Origin of the sequence: Rhodococcus sp. NCIMB 12038 (assembly GCF_002165735.1) — a bacterium.
Classification (GTDB): domain Bacteria; phylum Actinomycetota; class Actinomycetes; order Mycobacteriales; family Mycobacteriaceae; genus Rhodococcus_F.
Genome location: NZ_NHML01000027.1, coordinates 1 through 24,890, shown reverse-complemented (window position 1 = coordinate 24,890; position 24,890 = coordinate 1). Strand labels below are relative to the sequence as shown.

At 65.9% G+C, this 24,890-nt stretch carries 26 protein-coding genes; 12 read left to right on the top strand and 14 right to left on the bottom strand.

Annotation, left to right across the window (positions count from 1 at the left end; genetic code table 11):
- Positions 1-10 precede the first annotated feature (10 nt).
- The gene (locus CA951_RS31660) at positions 11-682 is read left to right on the top strand and encodes a hypothetical protein (protein ID WP_087560710.1); all 672 of its coding nucleotides are present in this window, start codon (positions 11-13) and stop codon (positions 680-682) included.
- A gap of 12 nt (positions 683-694) precedes the next feature.
- On the opposite strand, the gene CA951_RS31655 is transcribed toward CA951_RS31660, so the two are convergent.
- Positions 695-1,162, bottom strand: coding sequence for a CinA family protein (locus CA951_RS31655; RefSeq protein ID WP_087560631.1), 468 nt, complete (start codon positions 1,160-1,162; stop codon positions 695-697).
- A gap of 494 nt (positions 1,163-1,656) precedes the next feature.
- Positions 1,657-2,715 (bottom strand): C45 family peptidase, encoded by a 1,059-nt coding sequence (locus tag CA951_RS31650; protein ID WP_087560630.1) that lies wholly within the window; start codon positions 2,713-2,715, stop codon positions 1,657-1,659.
- A gap of 194 nt (positions 2,716-2,909) precedes the next feature.
- Here CA951_RS31650 and CA951_RS44965 point away from each other — a divergent pair, with 194 nt between their 5' ends.
- Positions 2,910-4,376: an aminotransferase class I/II-fold pyridoxal phosphate-dependent enzyme gene (locus CA951_RS44965; protein WP_087560629.1), complete on the top strand. Its 1,467-nt coding sequence runs from the start codon at positions 2,910-2,912 to the stop codon at positions 4,374-4,376.
- 2 nt (positions 4,377-4,378) lie between these two features.
- On the opposite strand, the gene CA951_RS31640 is transcribed toward CA951_RS44965, so the two are convergent.
- Together CA951_RS31640 and CA951_RS31635 are read right to left on the bottom strand one after the other, a co-directional pair.
- A complete protein-coding gene (locus tag CA951_RS31640) occupies positions 4,379-5,488 on the bottom strand; it encodes an NAD-dependent epimerase/dehydratase family protein (protein ID WP_256974168.1) in 1,110 nt (369 codons plus the stop codon).
- Positions 5,489-5,526: 38 nt separating this feature from the next.
- Positions 5,527-6,888 carry a cytochrome P450 gene (locus tag CA951_RS31635; RefSeq protein ID WP_087560628.1) on the bottom strand — a complete coding sequence of 454 codons (1,362 nt, stop codon included), beginning with the start codon at positions 6,886-6,888 and terminating at the stop codon, positions 5,527-5,529.
- A 143-nt stretch (positions 6,889-7,031) separates the two neighbouring features.
- Between CA951_RS31635 and CA951_RS44960 the strand changes: the two genes are divergently transcribed.
- On the top strand, positions 7,032-8,498 hold the full coding sequence (locus CA951_RS44960) for an aminotransferase class I/II-fold pyridoxal phosphate-dependent enzyme (RefSeq protein ID WP_087560627.1): 1,467 nt from the start codon (positions 7,032-7,034) through the stop codon (positions 8,496-8,498).
- A gap of 64 nt (positions 8,499-8,562) precedes the next feature.
- Here the strand turns inward: CA951_RS44960 and CA951_RS31625 are convergent, their stop codons facing one another.
- From CA951_RS31625 to CA951_RS31605, 5 genes are all read right to left on the bottom strand, one after another.
- The gene (locus tag CA951_RS31625) at positions 8,563-9,105 is read right to left on the bottom strand and encodes an STAS domain-containing protein (protein WP_256974167.1); all 543 of its coding nucleotides are present in this window, start codon (positions 9,103-9,105) and stop codon (positions 8,563-8,565) included.
- Positions 9,106-9,208: 103 nt separating this feature from the next.
- On the bottom strand, positions 9,209-9,466 hold the full coding sequence (locus CA951_RS31620; RefSeq protein ID WP_087560625.1) for a Rho termination factor N-terminal domain-containing protein: 258 nt from the start codon (positions 9,464-9,466) through the stop codon (positions 9,209-9,211).
- 210 nt (positions 9,467-9,676) lie between these two features.
- On the bottom strand, positions 9,677-10,048 hold the full coding sequence (locus CA951_RS31615) for a type II toxin-antitoxin system VapC family toxin (protein ID WP_256974166.1): 372 nt from the start codon (positions 10,046-10,048) through the stop codon (positions 9,677-9,679).
- A 5-nt stretch (positions 10,049-10,053) separates the two neighbouring features.
- Positions 10,054-10,302 carry a type II toxin-antitoxin system Phd/YefM family antitoxin gene (locus CA951_RS31610; protein WP_179220384.1) on the bottom strand — a complete coding sequence of 83 codons (249 nt, stop codon included), beginning with the start codon at positions 10,300-10,302 and terminating at the stop codon, positions 10,054-10,056.
- Positions 10,303-10,354: 52 nt separating this feature from the next.
- On the bottom strand, positions 10,355-11,071 hold the full coding sequence (locus CA951_RS31605) for a hypothetical protein (RefSeq protein ID WP_087560624.1): 717 nt from the start codon (positions 11,069-11,071) through the stop codon (positions 10,355-10,357).
- A gap of 47 nt (positions 11,072-11,118) precedes the next feature.
- On the opposite strand from CA951_RS31605, the gene CA951_RS31600 reads away from it, so the two are divergent.
- The 3 genes from CA951_RS31600 (at position 11,119) to CA951_RS31590 (ending at position 13,434) form a co-directional block, all read left to right on the top strand.
- Positions 11,119-11,367, top strand: coding sequence for a hypothetical protein (locus tag CA951_RS31600; protein ID WP_087560623.1), 249 nt, complete (start codon positions 11,119-11,121; stop codon positions 11,365-11,367).
- Between the two features lie 347 nt (positions 11,368-11,714).
- Complete coding sequence (locus CA951_RS31595; RefSeq protein WP_087560622.1) at positions 11,715-12,878, top strand: Gfo/Idh/MocA family protein; 1,164 nt, start codon at positions 11,715-11,717, stop codon at positions 12,876-12,878.
- Positions 12,879-12,963: 85 nt separating this feature from the next.
- On the top strand, positions 12,964-13,434 hold the full coding sequence (locus CA951_RS31590) for a DUF4440 domain-containing protein (protein WP_087560621.1): 471 nt from the start codon (positions 12,964-12,966) through the stop codon (positions 13,432-13,434).
- 46 nt (positions 13,435-13,480) lie between these two features.
- Here the strand turns inward: CA951_RS31590 and CA951_RS31585 are convergent, their stop codons facing one another.
- Complete coding sequence (locus CA951_RS31585; protein WP_087560620.1) at positions 13,481-14,887, bottom strand: guanine deaminase; 1,407 nt, start codon at positions 14,885-14,887, stop codon at positions 13,481-13,483.
- Between the two features lie 131 nt (positions 14,888-15,018).
- On the bottom strand, positions 15,019-15,786 hold the full coding sequence (locus CA951_RS31580) for a hypothetical protein (RefSeq protein WP_087560619.1): 768 nt from the start codon (positions 15,784-15,786) through the stop codon (positions 15,019-15,021).
- 142 nt (positions 15,787-15,928) lie between these two features.
- On the opposite strand from CA951_RS31580, the gene CA951_RS31575 reads away from it, so the two are divergent.
- Positions 15,929-17,152 (top strand): cytochrome P450, encoded by a 1,224-nt coding sequence (locus CA951_RS31575; protein WP_087560618.1) that lies wholly within the window; start codon positions 15,929-15,931, stop codon positions 17,150-17,152.
- A 9-nt stretch (positions 17,153-17,161) separates the two neighbouring features.
- Here CA951_RS31575 and CA951_RS31570 read toward each other — a convergent pair whose 3' ends face one another.
- The 3 genes from CA951_RS31570 to CA951_RS31560 form a co-directional block, all read right to left on the bottom strand.
- Complete coding sequence (locus CA951_RS31570; protein ID WP_087560617.1) at positions 17,162-17,842, bottom strand: class I SAM-dependent methyltransferase; 681 nt, start codon at positions 17,840-17,842, stop codon at positions 17,162-17,164.
- 128 nt (positions 17,843-17,970) lie between these two features.
- Entirely contained in the window at positions 17,971-18,936 is a 966-nt protein-coding gene (locus CA951_RS31565) for a sugar phosphate isomerase/epimerase (protein WP_087560616.1), read from the bottom strand.
- A gap of 126 nt (positions 18,937-19,062) precedes the next feature.
- A complete protein-coding gene (locus tag CA951_RS31560; protein ID WP_087560615.1) occupies positions 19,063-19,566 on the bottom strand; it encodes a nitroreductase family deazaflavin-dependent oxidoreductase in 504 nt (167 codons plus the stop codon).
- A gap of 324 nt (positions 19,567-19,890) precedes the next feature.
- Here CA951_RS31560 and CA951_RS31555 point away from each other — a divergent pair, with 324 nt between their 5' ends.
- The 5 genes from CA951_RS31555 to CA951_RS31535 are packed head-to-tail and all read left to right on the top strand — an operon-like array spanning position 19,891 to position 24,701.
- Positions 19,891-20,769 carry a glycoside hydrolase family 26 protein gene (locus CA951_RS31555; protein ID WP_087560706.1) on the top strand — a complete coding sequence of 293 codons (879 nt, stop codon included), beginning with the start codon at positions 19,891-19,893 and terminating at the stop codon, positions 20,767-20,769.
- Position 20,770: 1 nt separating this feature from the next.
- Complete coding sequence (locus CA951_RS31550) at positions 20,771-21,994, top strand: PP2C family protein-serine/threonine phosphatase (protein WP_087560614.1); 1,224 nt, start codon at positions 20,771-20,773, stop codon at positions 21,992-21,994.
- A gap of 13 nt (positions 21,995-22,007) precedes the next feature.
- On the top strand, positions 22,008-23,960 hold the full coding sequence (locus CA951_RS31545; protein WP_087560613.1) for a glycosyltransferase family 2 protein: 1,953 nt from the start codon (positions 22,008-22,010) through the stop codon (positions 23,958-23,960).
- Positions 23,957-24,295, top strand: a complete 339-nt coding sequence (locus tag CA951_RS31540; protein ID WP_087560612.1) for an STAS domain-containing protein — start codon at positions 23,957-23,959, stop codon at positions 24,293-24,295. Before CA951_RS31545 ends, CA951_RS31540 begins: the two co-directional genes overlap by 4 nt.
- Positions 24,285-24,701 carry an ATP-binding protein gene (locus CA951_RS31535; protein ID WP_087560611.1) on the top strand — a complete coding sequence of 139 codons (417 nt, stop codon included), beginning with the start codon at positions 24,285-24,287 and terminating at the stop codon, positions 24,699-24,701. The genes CA951_RS31540 and CA951_RS31535 overlap by 11 nt, the downstream gene beginning before the upstream one ends.
- Positions 24,702-24,890: the final 189 nt, after the last annotated feature.

The following is a 24,890-nucleotide window of genomic DNA, read 5'->3' as shown; positions in this document are numbered from 1 at the left end:
GGCAAGGACCGTGTTCGTCCGCGCACCGTTTCAGGTCGCCGCGGCACTGCGAGGCGGCGTCAGGGTCTTTCATCCGCGTGGCCTGGTGGCAACGGGGCATGTCGAACTGGATTCGCCCTGGTGGACACTGCCGACGGGAAGGCGGATCGAAGTGACGGCGAGGATGTCCGGAGGAGTGGGAACGCCGTCGGCCGTACCCGACGTGCTCGGGCTGGCGTTGAAAATCCCGCTCGATCCGCCCGATACGGAGTGGGATCTTCTACTGGCCAGCTCGGGGACCTCCGCAGTGACTCGGATGCTCCCACTACCCGCCCGGCAGTGGCGTAGCGCCCGCTACAGCAGTCTGATGCCGTATTCGTCGGGCACGTCGGACACCCGGTGGGTCCTCGCGGTCCCGGTCGGCCGGCATCCGGAATCGACCTCACTGGCCGCGTTGAGACGGTCCATCGCCGACACACCGTTGAGGTTTCGTCTGGACCTCGTCTCGATGACCGGGTCGGCCGTTCCGGCCGGGCAGGTGACGCTGACACAGGTACACGAGCGACCGGACGACGAACAACCGACGTTCGATCCGGTGCTGAACTGTCCACCGGGGCTGGCACTTCAGCCCGGATGGCTCGCCGGTGTGCGCGTCGGGGCGTACCGGGGAAGTCGCCGCGGCCGCAGCGGACGGCCGCGGTGAGAGTCCCTGCGCTTATCGCAACAGCGCGTCTTCGAGTAGAACGAGGGCGTGCATGGTGGTCGCGTCCACCACGTCGCCGGGGTCGCCGTCGAAGTGTCGCAGTTCGGCGCGAACCCGACCGTCGGTGAAGACCCCGAACCACACCGTCCCGGGCGGTTGTCCGTCCTGAGGTTGTGGTCCGCCTGCGCCGGTGACCGCCACTGCCAGATCAGCTCCGAGCAGATCGGCTACCGTCGACGCCATTGCTCGTGCGCTGGGTTCGCTGACGACCGGACCGTCGGGAACCCGCAGCAGTCCGTGTTTCACGGAACTGGCATAGGCCACGACGCTGCCTCGATACCACTCGGATGCGGACGGGGCGGCACCGAGAACGGAGGAAATTCTCCCGCCCGTCAGAGATTCTGCGGTGGCGATGGTGAGGTGCCGATCACGGGCTGCCGCAGCGATCCGTTCTGCACGCTCGTCGAACACGCTGCTCATCAAACTTCCACCTCTCGCTTCGAGGACGTCTCATTACCGACTCATCCGGATTGTCAGCACTTTTGGGGCGGCCCTGCCGGCTCCGGTCTGAACCGGAGGGCCTGGTCGTCGTCGCGTCCGGACACGACGACGGCGTATGTGTCGAAATACCCCGGGGGGAGAGGGCGCAATCCGGGGCCCGCAACTGCTGGGGTGACCGAACCGTTCTCTCCGTCCCGTCAAGGTGATGCGGGAGAACATGATCAGCCTTCGCGTGGTGTCGGATGTCTCGCGAGGGTGGTCCGCCCGATCGTGTCGAGCAGGTCGTGCGGTGTGCCCGTACGGAAGGTGCGGCGCTGCCGGACGGCGCCGTTGCCGGAGGCGAGTACCGCTCGAGACCATGATGTCCTCCTCACGCCGGGAGCCGCCTCGGGATCGGGTGTGTCCGGCGAATGTCGTGTACCCCGAAGCACACTGGTCGATGCAGCTGGTCGGTGCGACCACTGGCCCAGTCGCTATGGTGTCGGCTCGGCGTGCTGCCGGGGCGAGTGCCATCCCGGCTCGACCCAGGGTTGGCGGTCCGGTAGACCCAGGCAGAAGCGCGCTCTCGGTGGGAGGGTTCCGAGATCGAAGGCAACGGACCCGAAGGTCTTCGTCCGGCGGCCGTGCCGCGGTGTGACGCACAGGGGCGCGGTCCGGTCGGTGAGCAGCCGCTCGGCGTCGGTCAGATCGAGGACCGAGGTCACGTGTTCTTCGAGAAATTCGAGGCGAACTCGGGAATCGGTTGTCCGCCCGTCGCGCTCGAGTTCGTGAGCGGCATCCGGGTCGATGTCGCCGTTGGCCAGTGGGTGATTGGTGTGCAACAGGAGTGGCGAACCCGCGGGGCAACTGACGACGATCTCGGTGGCAGAACACTCGACGCCGTGGAGTCCGTGCGCATCTGCCATCGCATAGTGCTGTCCGCTCGCGTGTGAGATGCGGTGCAGGAAGTCGGCCGCTGCGGCACGAGAGGATTGGACGAGCGCGCCCCGGATCGCGGCGGCGACGGGCAGACCGGCACGGCTGTGGTGCAGCATGCCGAGAGTGTTGACGCAGACTCCGACACCGGCAGCGTTGATCCCGGTCAACCCGATCATTCCCGCCGAACTCAGTACCAGTGCTTCCGGCCCTGACTCCGGGAGGACGCGCAGAACGACCTGGGATCCATCCATGAACTCGGGAAGGTCCATATTCTGGGCGAGGATCACGCCACCCACGTCGGACCGTCCGAGGACGCTGCAACCCAGTTCCAGGTGCTCCCGGTGCACCCACCACTGCTCGTCCATGAAGTTGTACGCGAGGATCTCCGCGAACGGGACTCCTGCCGCCTCGGCGATGCCGCGCATCTCCTCGGCCAGGTCGGGCACGGCCGCCTCGATGGTGGCAAGCAGTCCCGTCGCGGCGAGGTGCTCGCGACTGCGAGCGCTCGTCGCGTTCCGCCACCGGTCCAGTGCAGTGTGGATCAATTCGCGGGCCTGCTCACCGTGAGCGAGGCCGCGGGCGCGTCCATCTCCTGCGCACTCGATGACCGTCATCACATCTCCACTCGGTCTGCACGATTGCCCTGTCCTAAAGCATTTCCGGGCGAGGAGCCACCGACGTGGTGGGTACCCACCGGCGTACGGTACGCCCGGCAGACGATGCGTGGGGCTCGACGGTGGAAGTGGACCGGCGCGTGCGGCCGGCACGGGGAGGTTCAGGGCCGCAAGTCGGGGGGTACCCGTCGGGTATGGACCACTCGCAGGCACCGTTGTTGGACGCATTGGAGCAGTACCATCAGCTCGACCGATACGGATTTTCCCCACCGGGACATCGCCAGGGTCGCGGCGCAGACAGTCGGGTGACCAAGGTGCTCGGCATCGACCCGTTCCGTTCGGACGTCCTCGCTTCCGGCGGGCTGGACGACCGCCGATCCAGTAACGGCTACCTGTCCAGGGCCGAGCAACTGATGGCCGATGCGGTCAGGGCCGATCAGGCCTTCTTCTCGACCTGCGGCAGCTCACTGTCGGTGAAGACGGCGATGATGGCGGTCGCGGGTGACGACCCCGGCGGCCTGCTCGTGTCCCGCGACTCCCACAAATCCATCGTGGCGGGTTTGGTGTTCAGTGGTGTCACGCCCAGGTGGATCACCCCACGGTGGGACGAGGAGATGCACTTTTCGCATCCTCCGTCGCCGGACCAGGTACGGGCCATGTGGGAGAAGTACCCCGACGCCGCCGGTGCGCTGGTCGTCAGCCCCAGTCCGTACGGGACGTGCGCGGACCTCGAATCCATCGCACGGGTGTGCCACGAGCGGGGCAAGCCTCTGATCGTCGACGAAGCGTGGGGAGCGCACCTTCCCTTCCACGACGATCTGCCGACTTGGGCTATGGACGCCGGCGCCGACGTCTGCGTGGTCAGCGTCCACAAAATGGGTGCCGGCTTCGAGCAGGGATCGGTCTATCACCTGCAGGGCGACCTGGTCGACGGCACGCATCTGTCCCAGTGCGCGGACTTGTTGACGACCACCAGTCCGAACGTGATGCTCTACGCGGCCATGGACGGGTGGCGGCGGCAGATGGTCGAGCACGGCACGGACCTCCTCGGCCGCGCTCTCGCGCTCGCTGGCCGCACCCGGGAGAGGATTGCCGGCGTCGACGGACTGACCGTGCTCGAGGACCGGTTGCTCGGCGAGGAGGCCTCGCACGACCTCGACCGCTTGCAGATCCTCATCGACGTCAGCGAACTCGGTGTGTCCGGGTTCCAGTGCACCGACTGGATGCGTCAGCACTGCCACCTCGACGTCGGCATGCACGATCACCGCCGCATCGCGGCGACCTTGTCGATGGCCGACGACGACGACACCACGAACCGGCTCGTCACCGCCCTCGAGAACCTGGCACAGGCCGCGGCATCCTTCGATCGGCCACCACCGATCTCGTTGCCGAGTCCCGAAGAGCTGCAACTCGAGTCGGTGATGTCACCTCGAGACGCGTTCTTCGGGTCGAGCGAGATGGTCGACGCAGACCGGGCAGCCGGACGCATCGCCGCCGAACCACTCACCCCGTATCCACCGGGCATTCCTGCCGTCGTGCCGGGAGAGCGTCTCGACCGGCAGGTCGTCGACTATCTGCGCAGCGGCGTAGACGCCGGTATGGAGATTCCCGATGCCGCCGATGGAACCATCCGGCAAATCCGTGTGGTCGTCGAATCCTGAGGCTACGGCAGTTTACGCCTGGTCACGGGCCCGGACGTCATGAGTTTTCGTAGCTTCCCGATGGGGGACCGTTCGCCGAGGACGGCGCTCGTACTGTGCGACCGGCCCTCCATCCCCGCAACGAGTTCGCGGATCACCTCCTCGGCGGTGTGGTGCGGGCGCCAGTCGAGCACGGTGTGGGCACGGGAACAATCCACCAGTGGGGTGGCGTAGGCGAGATCGATCCAACCCTGATGGATAGGCGAAAGATGCAGCGTCCACGCGAGGTTGGCGACAACACGCAACGCCGACGACGGCACGTGGACGAGATGGGCGTCGAAGGCCTCCCCGACATCCGCCGCGGTCAGTGGTTCGTCCGCCGCGATGTTGAACGCCCCGGGCGCACGCCGGGCAAGCGCTTTCATCACTGCGTCGGCGACGTCGTCCGTGTGGACGACAGGAAGTGTCAGCGAACGGTCGAGCGGGAGGACCGGCAGCATCGGTATCCGCCGGGTCAGACTGCGCGGCACGAAACTCGGTGCCGCGTACCGCAGGAGAGCGGTGGCCTCGTCGTGCTGTGCGATCAGACCGGGACGGAGCCGGGTGACGGTGAGAGGCGCGTGTCCGTCAGTCGCAGATGCGGTTTCGACCTCGTCGAGGACGTCTTCCTCGGCAACTTTGTCGACGCTGTAGATCGATCCCGGCATGCCCCGGCGGGGCCTCTGTTCGGTCACGCGTTCGCCGTACGCACCGGGGGAGTACACCGCCGCCGAGGAGAGGTGGACCAGGTGGTGCACCCGGGCGTCCCGTGCCGCTTCCGCGACCGCCCGCGTTCCGTCAACTGCCGTGCGTCTCAGATAATCGCGATCTCGGGCCGGTTGAAACGCGATCGCCAAGTGGACCACGGCATCCGCATCCTCGAACAGCGGCACGAGTTCCCTGTACGCATCACCTCCTGCCAGGTCGATCTCGTGCCAATCCGCATACTCGTAGGGTGGCGTGCAAGGCGGCGTTCGGCGGGCGATAGCGGTCACCGTGGTCGCGGGTTCCTGTGCGGCGAAGAGACGCAGGAGCGAGGTGCCGACATTGCCGCTGGCGCCGGTGATCACGACCTTGCGCGGTACGTGTGCCAACTATCTGTCCCTTCCGGCCGAACCGGTTGTCGGTGACCTCATCGGACGGAAAACTCGAGTCCGAAATTGTTCAACGTGGCGGGGAGCGGCCGGTCGGGATCGGGCGAGATGCGCGAGGTGACAGCGAAGTCGGCGCGGGTGAAGAGGTTCGCGAGGACCGTACTGGTCACCAGTAAGACGACGTTGCGCCCGGGACAGGTCGTGGGTCCGGCGCTGAACGGAACGAGGCCGCGATACTGTTCCGCCCGCCCGTCGATCCATATCTCCGGTTCGAACCGGTCGGCGAACGGGAACGCCAGCCGGTCCCGGTGGAACGCGGGTGCCAGGATGACGAACGCGCTACCGGCCGGAATCGTATACCGGCCATGGTCGTCTTCCCACTCCGTCGGAGCCAGCGAATCCCGAAGGATGACCGGGGTGGTCGGCCAGAGCCTTGTGCTGTCGAGGATGCACCCCCGCAGGTATTCGTAGGGTTGCGGTTCGCCGAGGGTCGAGGGTTCGATCCGCTCGAATGCTTTCGTGCGGTGTCGCGGGTGCGTCGCGAGCAGTGCCATCGTGCGGATGGTGACCATGCCGGCGGCGTCGAATGCGAACAACCAATGCGGGATTTGGCCGACGGGGTCGATCGGTGCATTCGCGGGGACCTCCCGCAGAGCGCCCGCGAGACTCTCGGCGGGTGCCGATTCGACGTACCGCTGCAGCCGCTGAGTGAACCTGTCTCGTAGCGCGTGCCGGATCGGATGCGCGAATGACCAATTGCCGTTCGAGCGGAGCGTCCACAACTGATCGGTCAGTTCGTGATCGTCTCGTGCGGACGCCCCCAGCACGACACTTCGCACGATCCGCCACCACCAGCGTGTGAACGTGGCGGCGTCGAGGGTGCCTGCCGCGCGGGCCGAACGCAGCAACTCTTCGGATTCGGCACGAATCAGTTCAGTGATCGGGCCTGCCAGGTGGTGCATCGGCTGCCCGGTGTCCAGCGCCTGCTCGTTCACGTCCCGGCGGCGATCCCGAAGCGCACCTCGGGAGATGAGGACCCCGTCGGGTTGGAACGGGCTCAGTGCAGCCACCTTTTCGCGATTCGCCGCGGTGAAGAGGTCGGCCTCGGTGCGCAGCACGGTGTCGACGTCCTCGGCCGTCAGAACCACGGCGAGGTCCCGGCCGAATACACGAAACGGCAGCGGGCCGTCGCCGTACCGCTCTCGGAGTGCGGGTATCTGTCGCACTGCACCTGCATCGGCTTGTAACCGCTCGAGCAGCCCCATGACGGGACGGCGCCGCGCGATGGCTCCGGCCGCGACGAACGGCAGTACCGACTGACCGAACAGGCGGGCCACATCGGTCGTCGCGGCGCGACGCTGCCGAGCGGATGTGGCAGGTCCCGTGGCGGTCAGCGTCATCGAAACCTCCGGTGTGATGTGCGTCCACGGGCGAGCCGGTCCCGCCCTCGTCACGGCCGTCTACCCACGGCTGTGGACGGGAAAACAACGAGCCCTCGGTCGGCGCCGGTTGATTTCGAGCGGTGCCGGGGTAAAGAACCTGTATGGATCAGTCGGAAGCACCGCTCTTGGACGCAGTGGCGGATTATCACCGCCGAGACAGGTACGGATTCACCCCACCGGGTCACCGGCAGGGGCGAGGCACCGACGAACGGGTGACCCAGGTGCTGGGTATGGACCCGTTCCGGTCCGACGTGCTGGCTTCGTTCGGACTCGACGACCGAAACTCGAGTAACGGGTATCTCGCGCGTGCCGAGCAGTTGATGGCCGAGGCGGTCGGCGCCGACAAGGTGTTCTTTTCCACGTGCGGCAGTTCCCTGTCGGTGAAAGCCGCGATGATGGCCGTGGCCGGGAACGATCCCGGTGGTCTGCTGGTCGGCCGGGACTCGCACAAGTCGATCGTCGCGGGCCTGATCTTCAGCGGGGTCACACCCCGCTGGATCGCGCCGCGGTGGGACGCGGACATGCACTTCTCGCATCCGCCGTCACCCCGGCAGGTGCAGCAGGCGTGGGAGGAGCATCCCGACGCGGCCGGTGCTGTCGTGGTCAGTCCCAGTCCGTACGGCACCTGCGCCGACATCGCGGCTATTGCCGAGGTGTGCCACGACCGGGGTAAGCCGTTGATCATCGACGAAGCATGGGGTGCGCATCTGCCCTTTCACGACGAGCTTCCGACGTGGGCGATGGACGCCGGCGCGGACGTGTGTGTGGTGAGTGTCCACAAGATGGGTGCCGGATTCGAGCAGGGATCGGTCCTGCACGTGCAGGGAGATCTCGTCGACAGCGCACATCTGTTCGCCTGCGCCGACCTGCTCATGACGACGAGCCCGAATGTGATGGTCTATTCCGCGATCGACGGATGGCGCCGGCAGATGGTCGAGCGCGGCGCGGACCTGCTCGGCTCGGCATTGCGGCTCGCGCATCGCACCCGTGCGCGTATCGACGACATCGATGGATTACAGGTTCTCGACGACCGACTGCTGGGCAAGGAGGCATCCCACGATCTCGACCGATTGCAAGTTCTGATCGATGTCAGTGAGACCGGTGCCTCCGGGTATCAGTGCGCGGATTGGCTGCGCGAACACTGTGAGCTGGACATGGGCATGACCGACCACCGACGTATCCTGGCGACGATGTCGATGGCCGACGATGACGCAACCACCGACCGCCTCGTGGCTTCGCTCTCCCTCCTCTCGCGTGCCGCGGAATCGTTCGAACCGGCTCCGCGCATCGATCTTCCGACGCCGGACGAGCTGCAACTCGAATCGGTCATGTCTCCGGGTGGGGCGTTCTTCGGATCGGCGGAGATGGTCGACGCCGACAAGGCGGCCGGACGCATCGCCGCCGAACAACTCACCCCCTACCCGCCGGGGATACCGGCAGTCGTGCCGGGTGAACGCCTCGACGCGGCCGTCGTCGACTACCTGTGCAGCGCCCGCCACGCGGGTATGGCCATACCGGATGCTACCGATGCGAGCCTGAAGACATTCCGAGTCGTCGCGAGTCGCTGAACGGGCGAAGTGCTTTGCACCACAATCTGTATCGAGCTCTGGGATAGGTCGCCGACCGTCAGGATCACGCCGTGTCCACCGCGTCTGGACGTACAACGGAAGGCAGTGCATCGAGAGAGCAGTGCATCGAACGCGGCCCGTCGAGGGTGGGGAACGTCGGTTCGTGGCCTGTGGTGTCGGCGGAAGAGTGCACGAATGCTGCATGGAATGCTTCGGCGACGGTATCGAAGCAGCGCACCGTCGTACCGATTCCAATTCGGTCGAGGGTCGAGTGCAGCCGGGGCGGGGCGGCGACCGTGAGGCGGCAGCGCTGCTCGGTCATCCGGCCGGCAGCATGATCGAGTGCAGCCAGCCCGGCACATCCGATGAACGGAACGTGCAGGAGATCGACGACCGCACTGTGGCCGGTGAGCACCGCCTCGGCGAGACACGCGCTCAGCACCGGTGCGGTAAGGGCGTCGACGTCACCGCGCACCCGGATCACACCCGGGCCGCCCGTGGGTTCATCGATCTCGATGCGGAAGCCGGAGGGACCGGCGCCGCCCCACATGCCGGTACGCGGCCGCGCTGATCCTGACGAATCGGAGACAGAGCGGAAATAGGCCATGGGTTCCTCCCGGCGGCGGGACTACCTACCGGGCTGTGCTCTCAACCTCTGAGCAAAAAGATAGCGCGCTTTCGCACGGAAGAAAACCCCTGCGTACGAGGCATCAATGATTGCGGAGCGCGTCGATCAACTCACCCTTCCGTTTCGACGAATACCCCGACAAACCGACCTCTTTCGCCTTTTTCTTCAACTCGTCGACAGTCCAGTCCTCGTACGACGACGACTTGCCGCCTTTACGGCCGGTGCCGGACCGACCACGATTGGCGGCCGAGTTCGCAATTCGTGCGGCCTTCTCCTTCGACGCGCCATCCTTGCGAACTTCCTTGTACACCTTCTCGTCCTTGATCGACGACCGTGGCACGGTGATCCCTCCTTGCTGCGATTGCTCATTTGCGGGACACGAGGCTCGGCGGCACCGGCTCTCGGGCTGAACCGGCGCAGCCTCGGCGCCGCTGGTGTTCCGGAACGCCACGGCACCTATCACTCCGATTACCCTCACGATTCCGGCGTAACCCGGAAGGATCACCGGATGCCTGTAGTGTGACTGCGATTCCACGGCCGCAGGGGATCGTCAGATGGTGTCGACCGCGACTAGGTGTTCGATGCCGCGAAGATCGTCCGCGTTGCGGGTGAGGAGTCGGGCGTTGTTCGCGTGCGCGGTGGCTGCGATCATCAGATCAAGGGCCCGGGGATGAGGTTTGCGGCCATATGCTCGCACGGCGGCGGCAAGCTGCCCGTAACTTCGAGCGACACCCGCGTCGACGGGGAGGGGTTCGAACTTGCGTTCCACGGCGATCAGCCGCTGCAACCGCTGAGCTCGCTGGTCCGCCGTGGTGGCGACCAGGAGCCCGAAGTGCAGTTCCGCCAGGCTCACAGCACTGATCGCGACCTCCCCGTCAATGGGTGGGACATCGCTCGAGATCAGAATGCTCGTGTCGAGCACCGTCCTCACCGCGAAACCCAGGGGTCCGCGATCGGGTCGTCGATCAGGCGGCGGTCGGTCTCCCACGTTGGGTCGGTATCCGTCCGAAAGATATCGGCGACCTCATCGAAGGCGCACCACGTCTTCCGCCCGGCAGGGCCGAGGAGCGCGCTCGGCCGGCCGGCGACCGTGATCAGCATCGTCTCCCCGGCTTCGGCACGTTTGACGTAGTCACTGGCATGCTGGCGCAGTTCTTTCAGCCCGAGACTCTCCATGCCAAATAGTAGCACTAATGCTACCCTGCGGTTATCCGAGCTCGTCGGAATATCACCCTGCAGTCCACTGTTGAAGGAACTGACAGTGGCGCTCATACCCCGGGTACCACACCAGAAAAGTCGCCGCGAGCGACCACTTGCCGAGAGGCGATATGGCGTCACTGTCACCCGCGACCGGGTAAGACCTACATTGCGTAGCGTTCCCGGAGCGGATGAGGGGCCGCTGACATCGGGGAAGGTGCCGGCGGCCCTCCTCTGTTTGCCCCAGCCGGACGTCGTCGAGCGCCAGTGCGTCGAGTTGCTCGGGATCGACGACGACGTCGATGCCCGTGCCCGACGACAACCCCAGCAACTCGGGGGAGGTGAACGCGGCGTCCTCGGGGCCCCTTCGGGCGCAGATTACGACCTCGCGGACCTTCGAGTGCCGGAGAGCGTCGAGGGCGTGATCGGCGATGTCGGTGTGCGCCAGATCCTCGGGATCCGAGGTGAGGACCCGGGCCACGTCGAGTGCGACGTTGCCGATGACCACCACAGTTTCGTGCGACAGGTCGAACGTGCGGTCGGCGAAGTCCGGGTGTCCGTTGAACCAGGCCACGAACTCCGATGCCGAGGCGCTGTTGGCCAGGTCCTCGCCGGGGATGCCGAGTTGTCGGCCGTCGACGGCGCCGACCGCGTACACGACGGCGTGATACCGGCGCAGCAACTCGGCATGGGTGATGTCGCGGCCCACCTCGACGTCGAAGAAGACGCGCAGCCCGTCGCGTCCCATCGTGCGGGCGAACGACTCCTGGACCTGCTTGGCCTTCTGATGGTCCGGTGCGACACCGAATCGCGAATCAATTCACTTTCTCCTTCGGGGACATCTGGAAGGGGCTGCAATTGGCGACGGCGAAACTCGATGCCAGTCAGGGTGGTGGCGGCACGAAGGTCCTGGTGACACAGTGGCAGGGCACGGCCAATGAACCGGTGTTCGGCGGTCCCAGCAGGCAGTGGTACGCGCTCGGCATTCACAACAGCTCGAATTCGGGCATCTGGTTCCATCTCGAAGGGGGCGTACTCGCATGACCACGCAGGAATCACCGATGGTTCTCGCTTCTCGCCTCGGAAGGGCAAGTGTTGCATAATCTCTCCGTTTCCGGATCGTCAGGGGACGAGATGTTCGAGTCGCTCGATCAGTGCGTGGTTCGGGTCGACGCCGGCGTCCCGACGTTGGTGCGACGCGCGGACGCATAGCCGTCGAGGAAGTCAGGGGGAACGCTGGTCCGGGGCCGGCGGTCCCTTGCCTGCGCCCGGCGAAAATCCATCAAATTCCCCTCGAGGGCCACTTTGTCCGCACAAACGATTGACTTCGCTCCCGGCGCACAGCAGTGTCGTAGAGACACCCGCCGCACCGAGTAGTTCCGGAGTCGACCTTGACCAACGTCCACCCCACCGAGATCGCAGTTGCAGTGGCCGGATTCGGCTGGATGGGCCGAGTGCACACCAACGCGTATCTGCGGCAGCGCCACCACTTCCCGGAAGCGCCCGCGATCCGAATGGCCGCCGTCGCCGACGAGGTACCCGGCCGTGCCGAGGAAGCCGCCGCCCAGTTCGGGTTCGGCGCAGCGCTGACGGACTGGCGCGACATCGCCGCGGACGAGAACATCGACGCGGTCAGCATCACCGCACCGAATTTCCTGCACCGCGAGATCGGCGTCGCGATGGCCGAGGCGGGCAAACACATCTGGATAGAGAAGCCGGTCGGGTTGTCGTCCGAGGACGCGAAGGCTGTTGCTGCCGCTGTCGAGAAGGCCGGCGTCCAGTCGACCGTCGGGTTCAACTACCGGCACGCACCTGCCGTCGCGATGGCTCACGATCTCATCGCCTCGGGCGAACTGGGCACCATCACGCATTCGCGGTTCCGCTTCCTCAGCGACTACGCCGCACATCCGGACGGCGCGCTGAGCTGGCGTTACGAGAACGCGCGCGGTGGGTCGGGCGTGCTGGGCGATCTCGCCTCCCACGGCGTCGACCTGGTCCGGTACCTGCTCGGGGACATCGACGCCGTCGTCGCCGACACCGCCGTCTTCATCCCGCAGCGCGCCGTCCCGACGGGGGCCACCAGCGGGCATGCGCGCGCCACCGGCGGCAAGTTGGGAGCCGTGGAAAACGACGACTTCGTCAGCGCGCTGATCCGCCTTGCATCGGGCGGACGGGTGACACTGGACGCCAGCCGCGTGGCCGTCGGCGAGCAGAACAACTACGGGTTCGAGATCCACGGCACGAAAGGTGCGGTGTACTGGGACTTCCGCCGAATGAACGAACTCGGCACGAGTCTCGGCAGCAGGTATCAAGACCAGCCGGTCACGACGGTCTGGGTGGGGCCCGACGCCGGAGCCTACGCGCGCTTCCAGCCGGGTTCCGCGTCCTCGATGAGCTACGACGACCTCAAGGTCATCGAGGGAAACAACTTCATCGCTTCGATCGTCGACGGAAAGCCCCAGGGCGCAACGATCGCCGACGCCGTCGCCGCGGCCGAAACCCTCGACGCCATCACCGCATCGGTCGCATCGGGTGCGTGGGTCGGGGTGCGCTGATCCGGTCCGCGTCATATGGTCGCGGAGTTACGCTTGATCGGTTGGCGGGTCGTTCCCGTACGCGCCTTTCTCCGCGGAGGTTGGTATGAACACCAAACCGTTCGGCACAGGCATAGCGGTTCTCGCGTTGGCAATTTCGGTGGTGTCGTGTTCATCGGACAGTACGTCCGCAAGCGAGGACAGTTGCGTCCGCGCGAGTGACAGTGAGTTGGATGCGCTTTTCACGAGTTGGAACGATGCACTGGTGTCCGGCGACGCGAGCAGGGTTGCCGCGCTGTACCGTCCGGACGCGATACTGCTGCCGACTCTGTCGGTGCCCATCGCCGACACTCCGGAGAAGATAACGGAGTACTTCGTCAACCTGATCAAGGCCGATCCCACGGCCCGGATGGAAGAAAGCTACAAGTATTCGGACTGCAACCTCGCCTACAACGTGGGTCGCTGGGTCATCAACGCCAACGGCCAGGACGTGGCGGCGAGGGTCACGTGGGTGTACCGGTACGAAGACGGAAAGTGGTTGATCGCCAACCATCATTCGTCGGTGAACCCCAGCTGAGCACCGCGGTGGTGGCCGGCCCGCGAGGTCGGCCACCACCGTCGGTCTAGGACGATTTTGCGCGTTTGCCCGCGACGTACACTTCGGCGATGGACGTCTCGCGGATCCCCATGAGCAGCGCGAACAGGGTCTGATCGCGAGCCAGTTCGGGATCGGCCGACCGAAAGCCGTTGCGCAGCAAACCGTCGAGCGCCGGTGTGCCCGACGGGTCGACGACGACGAAGTCGGCTTCCTTCCCGGTGTCGAAGTTGCCGAACCGGTTCTCCATGTCCAGGGCCCGTGCGCCGCCGAGGGTGCCGACGAACAGCATCTCGGCGGGGTGCATCGACACCCCGTCGTCACCGGCCTCGGTGATGTGCACCTTGAACGCGTCGCCGAGCACCCGCGGGATCAGCCATTCGTCACCGCCGCCGTAATCGCTTCCCACAGAGATGGTGACACCCGACGCGACCGTGCGCTTCCACGGCATCGTTCCGGATCCCAGGAACAGCTGCGAGATCGGACAGTGCGAGACCGACGTACCGGTCTCGGCCATCCGCTCGAGTTCGACGTCCTGGCAGTGCACGCAGTGCGCGAGGATGGTGCGCCGGCCCAGCAGACTCTTTCCGCCGACCGCCGAGCCGGGCAGGAACTTCCCGTCGTAGGTGTCCAGGTACGAGTTCACCTGGTACGTCTCCTTGGTCGAGTCGACCTCGCCGGTGCCGGGGCGGTTGTTCTCGTTGAGATGCGAGTGCACGTACACCCCGCGGTCCCGCACCTCGTCGTAGAGTTCCCCGAGATTCTTCAAGGTTTCCGGCGTCACCGACAGTGAGAACCGCGGGATGATCGCCACATGCAGGAGCGCGGTGTCGACGTCGCCGGTGTCGGCGCCGTGCCACTTCTCGATCTCCTCGCGGGTGAGCCGGATGGCGTCCTCCTCGGACGTCATCAGCGGCTGAGCGGTTTCGTCACCGACGGTTTGAATTCCGCGGCCACTGACGATGCGCAGGCCGGCCTTCTGCGTCTCGGTGAACAGCGCGTCCTGTGCATGCGGAAACGCCGAACCGAACACCATGGCGGCCGTCGTGCCCGCGGAGATGCGCCGGTTGGTGAACTCGACGGCCGCCTGCTGCGCGAACTCCGGGTCGGCGAATTTCGCCTCCGACGGGAACATGCACAGGGTCAGCCACTCCAGAAGTTGCCCGCCGCCGTAGGAGTCGCCGGCGTAGGTCTGGGGGAAATGGACGTGGGTGTCGACGAACCCGGGCAGCAGAAACCCTGGCCGGTGGTCGTGTACGGTGCCGGACTCGTATTCGGACGGGATCTCGGCGCGGTCACCGCAGAACACGATTCGCCCACCGTCGTCCAGCACCAGGGCGCCGTCGGGTATCGAAACGAGGGCGGCCGCGGCTTCGGTCACTTTCGGTGCGCCGGCGATGTGGAAGATGTGTCCGAGGTGGAGGTGCGTGGCCATGCGTGAACTCCCGTCGAGTGGTAACGGATCATGCGATGAGATAAAAGCCCACACTTACAATGCCACCGATCAGACCCGGATCGCGGCCGAACAGACCAAGCCGTTTGCGTTGGATTCTGCGCGTCCGGCGGTCAGCGAGCGTCGACGAATCGGCGGATGACCTTGTCCCATCCCAGCGACTCGAGGAGTTCCGCGGCGGCCGCCCGCGAGGTGAGTGGCCGAAGAGCGTCTATGTCGAGGTCGCCGCTGGTACCCAGGACGTCGTCGAGGCGCAGGCAGTCGACGTATCCGTGGTCGGACCAGGGTTCCACGTGCCCGTCCCAGTCCGCGACGTCGGCGTACGGACCGCCGAGTCGTAGCTTCCCGCTGCGGTGGATCATCACGTACCGGGGCACCACCTGCATCGTCTCGTCCGCGGTGGCGAGGGTCGCCTCGGGGTCGGCAGCGGGATCCGCGCCCGCGAGCCGACGGTCGTAGGAGGCGGTCTTGACCGTTGCGACCTCGACCAGCGCCCGCACGTAGATCCACCGTGCCCGTTCGATCGAGCCCGCCCACGCCGTTTCCTCGTCGGCGCAGGAGAACACATTCTCGGCGGGGGTCCGGATCAGCAGCCGCGTCCCCACCCGCTCGTGGTCGACGACCAGGTCGCCGTCGACGAGGAACTCGCCGTCGTACTCGCGGACCCCGGTGATCGTCGCGACCGCGAGCACCTCGTCGTCGGGTGCGGTGACGAACAGTTCACGTTCGGAGAAGACAGTCTCGGCGTCGCCGGGAAAGGGGCCGCGACCTCGGGTGAAGGCGTCCTGCTGGGTCAAGCCGGCCCGGAACCCTGCTTCTGTCATCGCCAACGGATGAACGCGCAACTCTCGCAGGTCGCCGAGTCGAACCCTCAACGTCACAGGTCGTCCTCCCCGTTCATCTCCGGCGCACCGGAGGCCGAATCTAAGATCATAGCCGTTGACCTGCGGTGATGCCTCACCTGCGCAACCGCTGCTCGCCCAGTAGGGTCGCAGTGTCTGTTCGACCGACCGAGGGGGACCGGTGACGGGTTCTGCGTCCGAATCAATCATCTCGCCTGCCGCACGCATGTTCTGGGACCGCAGCTTCGCGGATCGTCGCGCATTGTTCGCCGGGCTTCGCCGGCGTTCGCCGATCGAGTTCCACACCGAAACAGCCGGTCCGGGCTTCTGGTCGGTCGTCGGTTACGACGACGTGGTGGCGGTGAGCCGGAACCCGGAGGTCTTTTCCTCCGCCAAGGGCTTCACCATCGACGACGTCCCCGTCGAGATCCTCGAATTCGCCATGTCGATGATTGCGATGGACAACCCCCGGCACCAGCATCTGCGGGGCATCGTGCAATCGGCGTTCACTGCGGCGTCGGTGCGGGGCATCGCCGAGCGGGTACGCGGTTACGCCCGGCAGATCGCCGCCGACCTGCCGCGGAACACGGTGTTCGACTTCGTCCCCGAGGTCGCGACCCGGTTGCCGGTGCAGGTGATCTGCGAGCTGCTCGGGATCCCGGAGAGCGACCGGCCGATGATCCTGGTGGCGGCGGCCGACGTCGTTTCCGGAGGTGGGGATCAGGAGTTCGTCACCGCCCCCGGCGGCGCGGCCGGTCTCGGCCAGATCTACGGGTACGCCCTGGAAATGGGCGAGAAACGTAAGGCGGACCCCGGCGACGATCTGACGTCCCGCCTGGTGTCGACGATGGTCGACGGGGAGACCCTCACGCCGGCGGAGTTCGGGTCGTTCGTCATCCTGCTGATCACGGCGGGTTTCGAGACGACCCGGCAAGCGCTGGCGTGGGCGCTGCACCTGCTCGGCGAGCACCCCGGCCAGAAGGAATTGCTGCTCGCCGATTTCCCCGGCCACATCGACAACACGATCGACGAGGTGATCCGCTTCGCGTCTCCGGTGCCCTACATGCGGCGCACCGCGACCGTAGACACCGAACTCGGCGGCGCCCACATCGCGGCCGGGGACAAGGTCGTCATGTGGTACCTGTCCGCCAACCACGACGAACGTGTCTTCGACGATCCGGACCGGTTCGACATCACTCGCCCGAACGCGGGCAAGCAACTCGGTTTCGGTGCGAAAGACATCCACCACTGCCTGGGCGTGAACCTCGCGAAGCTGGAACTGCGGGTCATGCTCGAGGAACTGTTCACCGCCCACCCCACCATCCACGCGGTGGGAGAGCCGGAGTTGCTGCTCTCCGCGTTCGTCAGCGGTATCGCGTCACTGCCGGCCAGGACGGGCGCCTGACGGCGATGTTCACGCAGGCCGGCGACCGGAAATCATCACGAGCGGCATGTCGGTGATGCGGGCTACGTGCGCGTCGTCGAGCTCGAGCCGGCTCGCCAGGTCCCGAGCCTCGTCGAGACTGATGGAGCGCCCGGCGATCCAGGTGTGGAAGATCGCGAGGTTGACGGCACCGAGACAACGCGGTGCCTTGTAGTCCTCGACGAACTTCTCGGCGTCCTCGAAACTCGTGCTGCGGTCCGCATCGGTGATCAGCAACGGCCCGCCCGGGTTCAGGACGCGCACGCACTCGGCCAGCCCGGCCTCGCGCGACGACCAGTGCTTGATGGAGCCGTAGCTGATCACGCCGTCGAAGCTCCGATCGGCGAACTGCAGCTTCGTGGCGTCGCCGACGTCGAACCGCACCCGGTCGCCGTAGTTGCGCATGCGCTTGGTCGCGCGCTTGATCTGCGCCTCCGACAGATCGAGACCCAGAATGTGCACGTCGGGGCGCTGGTCGGCGAGGTACTTGGTGAACAGCGCCCCACCCGATCCGACGTCCAGAACGCGCGCGTTCGGTGGGAGATGCGGCAGGAAGTACTCGTCGATGACGCTGCGGGAGCGGTAGACGGCCGGTGCCACGATGGTCTCGTACATCCAGGCGTGCGCCGGGGTGTAGATCGCGGTGATGGGGTCGAACGGTGCCAGCGGCATGGTCGCGCTCCTAGGTATCCCGGGTCCCACGGCGTCCGACTTTGTGCGGGTCGACTTTCCGCGCCGTTGTCGCTCATAGATTAAGGGTTACCCGGCGTACACGCTGGTCCATCTATACGGTTGTCCACTTATACGCGGGCCGGTGTCCAGTCGGGGGTTTCGGTGAGCACGACCTGCTTCAGCAGATCGGCCGCCCGGCCGACGCCCTCGGTCGAACTGACGAGCGCGTCCTCGTGCTCGATGTTGATCGTGCCGTCGTAGCCGACGGAGCGGAGGTTGTACACGAAGTCGGCCCAGAACTGCTGCCCGCCCGGATGTCCCAGGCCGAGGGTGACGTAGTTCCATGCGCGGTCGTGCGGGGTGGTGATCGGAACGGTGTCGAGCAGCCCGTCGTTCTCGGCGTTCCACCGGTTGATCCGGATGTCCTTGGCGTGGACGTGGAAGATGGACTCGCCGAGGGATCTGATGACGGCGGGGATGTCCGCGCCCATCCACATGAGGTGCGAGGGGTCGAGATTGGCGCCGACGACGTCGGCCCCGGCGCTGTCGATCAGCCGGTGCAGAGTCGACACGTTGTGGACGAGTTGGGCGCCACAGGCTTCGACGGCAAGACGCACGTCGGCGTCGCGCGCGTAGGCGGCGAGTTCCTTCCAATAGGGGATCGCCACCTCCTGCCACTGGTAGGCGAGGATGTCCAGGTTCTCCGGTGGCCAGGACGTGGTGATCCAATTGGGTGACGAGTCACCCTCGGCGCCCGGCAATCCCGACATGAGGACGACTGTCGGGACTCCGAGTGCACTGGCCGCCCTGATGGTGTCGCGGACGACTTCGGACTGCCGGTCCCCGGTGACGGGGTGGAGTTGGTTGCCGTTGGCGGTGAGGGCGCTGAGCGTCAGCCCGCGCGAGGTGATCTTGCCGAGGAACTCGTCCCGCGCCCCTTCGGACGACACCAGGGCCGGCAGATCCGCGTGTGGACTCTCCGACCAGTTTCCCGTAGCGACCTCGACGGACGACAGTCCGTGGGTGCACGCCAGGTCCAGAGCGGCTTCGAAGGGCAGATGGCTGACGGAGTCAGTGAGTAGTCCGATTTTCACCGCTGTGCACTTCCTGTCGGGGAGACGTCGTACACAACTAGTACGTTCTAGTCGAAACTTTGTCAAGACATATGCACCTGTCGCGGGCCGCGACGGCACCCAGGATTCCGGGTGCCGAGCGCGACGTCACCGCGCGACGAGCCGGATGACCGGGTACTGCCGATCGGATTTGCTCTGATACTTCGCGATGCGGGGCTGGGCGGCGGCGATGCGCTGCCAGGCCTGCTCCCGGTCGGCGCCCTCGAGCTGCTGCGGGACCACGGGTGTGGCGTCGTTGCCGGGCANTTCGATCGACACCTCGCCGGGATGCGCCATCANGTTGGCGTGCCAGTCGGGATTCTGGCTCCCCCCGCCCGACGCGACGACCAGCCGGGCGTCGTCACCGTCGGCGAACCACGCCAGGGGTGACTGCCGCGGCTGACCGCTCCGACGGCCGACGGTGTTGAGGATCAGCACGTCCATGCCCATGAACTGGCCGTGGCCGCGTCGGATCTTGCGGTTCATGCGGGCGTTCATTTTCCGCTGCATCCATCGCGGAAACGTACCCGGCGTACCCGGCTTGCGCTTGCCTGCTTGGTTGTTCGTCGTGAGGGCTTTCTCCTGTTGGTCCAACCGTCGTGTTCTGGTCATGACGCTACGGGCGGCCCGGTGAGCGGCGCTTCTCGATTCCGGATGACACGTCCCAGCGGTGGCAGGGGCGACACCACTGGTAACGAGCGGTGCCGACGAGGCGACATCCGCGGAGTCGACAGAGGGACTCGAGGATTTCATGGGACACCGCGGGCCTGTCAGTGCGATAATTTCTCACCGTGCCGGGGTAACGGTGGGAAGCACGTACGGGGCGGATGATGAGAACAAGGCGTCATGAGGCCGACTCGCTTGTGTTTGGCTGCGGTGGTGGTGGCGATCGTCGTGTCCGCCTGTGGCAGTAGTCAATCCGGCTGCCACGGGCCGATGACCCCGTTGGAAGTACGTGCCTGCCTGCGGTTCGGCGTCAGCACACCGGGCGGCCCTACGGCCGTAGAGGAGTTCGAGAGTGTCGCGAAGGTGGTCGGTGAACCACCGACCGTGGTCCTGTCGTACTCCGACTTCATCTCGCCTCCTCCGATCGACGGCCTGCGGGCCGTGCGGGACCTCGGCGCCGTGCCGGTGATCACCTGGGAACCCTGGCGGTGGCTCGACGAGGGGCGGTTCGGATCGGGTGAGTTCTCGTCGTCGTCGATTGCCGCCGGTGTCCACGACGACTACCTGTACCGGTGGGCGGACGAACTGATCGCCTGGAAGGAACTGGTCTACCTCCGTTTCGCCCACGAACCGAACGGAACCTGGTACCCGTGGAGTGTGGCCCAGGGAACGCAGCCGAGCAACTATGTCGCGGCGTGGCGTCACATCCACGACCTGTTCGCATCGAAGGGCGCCGACAACGTGCACTGGGTATGGGCATCCAACGTCCGGTTCGAGGGCAGCAGCCCGATGGCCGACCTGTATCCCGGCGATGATTACGTCGACGTTCTCGGCGTGGACGGATACAACTGGGGCACGACGCAGCCGTCGAGTTCGTGGGTGGAACCGGCCGAGCTATTCGGTCCGAGCCTGGATGACCTGCGGAACCTGGCGCCACGTAAGCCGATCCTGGTCACCGAGGTAGGAAGCGCCGACGCCGGTGGGTCGAAGGCCGACTGGATCGGCGCGCTCGTCGACTTCCTCACAGCGGAGGACGACGTGTCCGGTTTCATATGGTTCGATCACGACAAGGAGGCCGACTGGCGGCTGACGAGCACACCGGAATCGGCTGCCGCTCTGGCGGAAGCATTGGGGAGGAGGTACCGCTGACATGGACATCCCGACGATTGCCGAAGGCACCGAAACAGCGCGGCTTCGGTCACTCGAACAGCTGGCGATTCTGGATACGACGCCCGAGGCGCGTTTCGACCAGATCACGCGGATGGCGCGTCACCTTTTCGGGGTTCCGATGTCAGCGGTGTCGCTCCTTGATCGGGATCGGCAGTGGGTCAAGTCGACGCAAGGCCTCGACATGCAGAACATTCCACGAGCGCAGACCGTGTGCCAGACGACGATCGCCCGGGCTTATCACCACCCGGAGGATCCGATGCTGATTCTCGAGGACACGCGACGCGAGACGGCGTTCGCGGATCTCCCCGGAGTGGCCGCGGACGGAGGGGTGCGGTTCTACGCCGGCTATCCGCTGTACGGGCCCGGTGGCCACCCTGTAGGGACGTTCTGCATCTACGACACCGAGCCCCGGACACTGGACTCGACGCAGTTGGCCGCTTTCGTCGAACTCGCCGAATGGGCGCAGCGGGAACTGGAGCACTCCGATGAACTCGGGCGTGCCGCCAGGATTCAGCGTGAACTGCTCCCTCGACACGAGATCGATCTGCCGGGGTACGAAGTGGAGTCGTCGTGCGTGCAGGCCTTCGCTGTCGGCGGTGACTTCTACGACTACTACCGGGTCGGCGCCGATGCGATGTTCAGCCTCGCGGATGTCATGGGAAAGGGCCTCGGCGCCGCGATCCTCACGGCGTCGGTCCGGTCGGCGTTGCGCGGCGTCACTCATGCGCTGGCCGCGTACGGCGAGGATCGCCCCGACCTCGGACGCACAGTGGCCGCTGTGGCGGCACAACTCGCCGAGGACTTCGACCGTACCGGCACGTTCGTGACGCTGTTCCACGCGCGGATCGACGTCGACTCCGGCGCACTGCACTACGTCGATGGCGGGCACGGTCTCGCAATGATCGTCAGGCGGGACGGCACCGTGGAACAGCTCCGCAGCTCCGGACTGCCGCTGGGGGTGGTCGACAACGACTCCTGGGCGGTGCAGTACAGCACGCTGCACCCCGGCGACATGCTCGTGATCTGCTCCGACGGCCTGCTCGACCACCTTGACGCCATCGACGGCGAATGGGAGTCGGTGCCCGCGTTCGCCGCTGCGCACCCGTCGCCGACACGGTTGCTGGCAGCCGTTCACGACCTCGCCGCTGTCGCCCCGCCCCTCGACGACATCACCGTCGTCGCCCTTCGACGTCACGATTGCTGAGGAGGAGGCACACGTGTCACCCCTGCGGCTTGCCGGTCTCCGGGTACTGATCGTCCTCACCGCCCTGCTCGGTCTCAATTACATCGTGTGGCGATGGCTGTTCTCGGTCAATTGGTCGGCGTGGTGGATCGCCGTGCCGCTGGTGGCCGCTGAAACCTACAGTCTGATCGACTCGTTGCTGTTCGGGTTGACGATGTGGCGCCTGCGGAAGCGACCCGCGCCATCGCCACCGCCCCGCGGCCTCACCGTCGACGTCTTCATCACCACCTACAACGAACCCGACGATCTGGTGCTCGCGACCGCAACCGCGGCACACGGGATCCGGTACCCACACACCACGTGGATTCTCGACGACGGGGATCGCCCCGAACTGGCCTCCGCCGCAGATGAGCTCGGGGTGCGCTACGTGACCCGTGCGGCGTCCTGGAAGAACAAACCCCGGCACGCCAAGGCCGGCAACCTGAACAACGCACTGATGCTCACCGAGGGTGAGTTCATCCTCATTCTCGACGCCGACCAGGTGCCCGATCCAGCAATCCTCGATCGCACTCTCGGATACTTCGCGGACGAGCAGATGGCAATCGTCCAGACACCGCAGTACTTCGTGAACGTGCCCACGGGCGACCCTCTCGGTAGTCAGGCACCATTGTTCTACGGTCCCATTCAACAGGGCAAAGATCGCTGGAACGCGGCCTTCTTCTGCGGGTCCAACGCCGTGCTACGCCGCGACGCACTGATGCAGCTCGGCATCGCCGGATACGTCGAAGCCGTCGAACGCGACGTGCAACGGGCACTGCGGACGGCCGCAAAGGTTGTCACGAAGGCCCGGGCCGAGTTGCCCGGTGACCAGAGGAAGATCGCTGAAGTCCTCGACGAGGTCACCGAGGCCGTGCATTCGGCACGGAAAGAGCTTCGCGGCGACCGACCAGTCGCCGACGTCACCTACGACTTCCAGCAACGGGTCGACGCCGCCGCACGTACGATCGTCGACGCAGACGTCGAGTCGATCCGCGACGACCTGGCGGTCATCGCCGCGCTGGAAACGGACCTGCACGACACCGACGCTCCCGTCGCGGTCCTCGACGATGCTGCGTTGACGCGTCTGGCCGAGCGCGAATGGTCACCGCTCGGCGCCATCGAGTCCGTCCGCACGCTGATCCGGGCGGTCGACGTCGGTCGTGACGACGAGGCACAGCCGGTGTTGCCGATGGTCACCATCTCGGTCACCGAAGACATGGCGACGTGCATGAAATTGCACGAACTGGGTTGGCACACCGCATACCACCACGAGATACTCGCCCACGGTCTGGCACCGGAAGACGCGGGCACGATGCTGACCCAGCGCCTGCGGTGGGCACAGGGCACCATCCAGGTGATGTTCCGGGACAACCCGTTGCTGCAACGCGGTCTCACCCTTGCACAGCGACTGATGTACTGGGCGACGATGTGGAGTTACCTCTCCGGCTTCGCCGCCGTCGTCTACATCGCCGCACCAGTGGTGTACCTCGTCGTCGGCGTCATGCCCGTGCAGGCTTACAGCTGGGAGTTCTTCGGCCGTCTCGTTCCGTTCCTCGCCTTCAACCAGTTGGTGTTCTTCGTGGTCAGCCGCGGCACTCCCACCTGGCGAGGCCAGCAGTACAGCCTCGCTCTCTTCCCGGTGTGGATCAAAGCGTGCTGGACCGCTGTCCTCAACGTGTACGCGGGGCGGCCGCTGGGCTTCGCGGTGACGCCCAAGACCCGGCAGGAACGTGGTGCGCCCCCGTGGTATCTGGTGCGGTACCAGCTGATAGCTATGGCGGCACTCGTCCTCGCGTCGGTAATCGGCGTGATTCATCTGGTGCTCGGGAACATTTCCGTGCTCGGCGTTGGTGTGAACCTGTTCTGGGTTGCGTTCGACCTGGTCATCTTGAGTGTCGTCATCCCCGCGGTCCGATATCGCGGATTCCGACAGGAGGAAACTGCATGATCGAGTTCGAGAGTTGTACGACGGAAGAGGGTGTGGCTGTGGTGCGTCCGGTCGGTAGGCTGAACATGGTGGCGGCGCCACGCCTGCGAAATTTGTTGCGTGGCTTCGTCGACGGCGGAACGAACCGCGTAGTGGTCGATCTGAGCGTTACCGACTTCATCGACTCCTCGGGGCTCGGGGCACTCATCTCCGGTCTCAAGGCCGCCCGGCAGGCCGGCGGCGACCTCCGCATCGCACAGCCCACCGAGCAGGTCGAGACCGTGCTCGCGCTGACCAACCTCAATCGTGTACTCCGCAGCCACGACTCCGTCGATGCCGCATTCGATGGCCGCTGAACTCGGCTCCTTTTCCCGACGGATTCGCACGGCCGCCCGCGAGGAAAGCCTGAACGAGGTCCACGAACTTCTCGCGAAACTGTGGGTGCACGACCCGCTGGACGGTCGCCGGCGCATCGAGTTCGAGTCCGCTGTCGCCGAGATCGCCGCGAACATCATCGAGCACACTTCCGGTGACACCGTGACCATGACACTCGAAGTCCGGGCTCTGCCGGACAGAGTCGAGGCCCGGTTCGAGGACGACGGCGATCCGGTGTCGGTTGATCTCACGGCCGTCGAACTCCCGGACGAACTCGCCGAACGCGGCCGCGGCCTCGTGATCGCCGCCACAGTTCTCGACCGACTCGACTACCGCAGGGACGGCACCGTCAACACCTGGACTCTGAGTCGCAACCGGGCGGGTTGACGTCCCCACAGAACCCCTCGTCGCGAGAGTGTTGTTCGGGTCATCGCGCCGTGAGCCGGATGACCGGGTACTGCCGATCGGATTTGCTCTGATACTTCGCGATGCGGGGCTGGGCGGCGGCGATGCGCTGCCAGGCCTGCTCCCGGTCGGCGCCCTCGAGCTGCTGCGGGACCACGGGTGTGGCGTCGT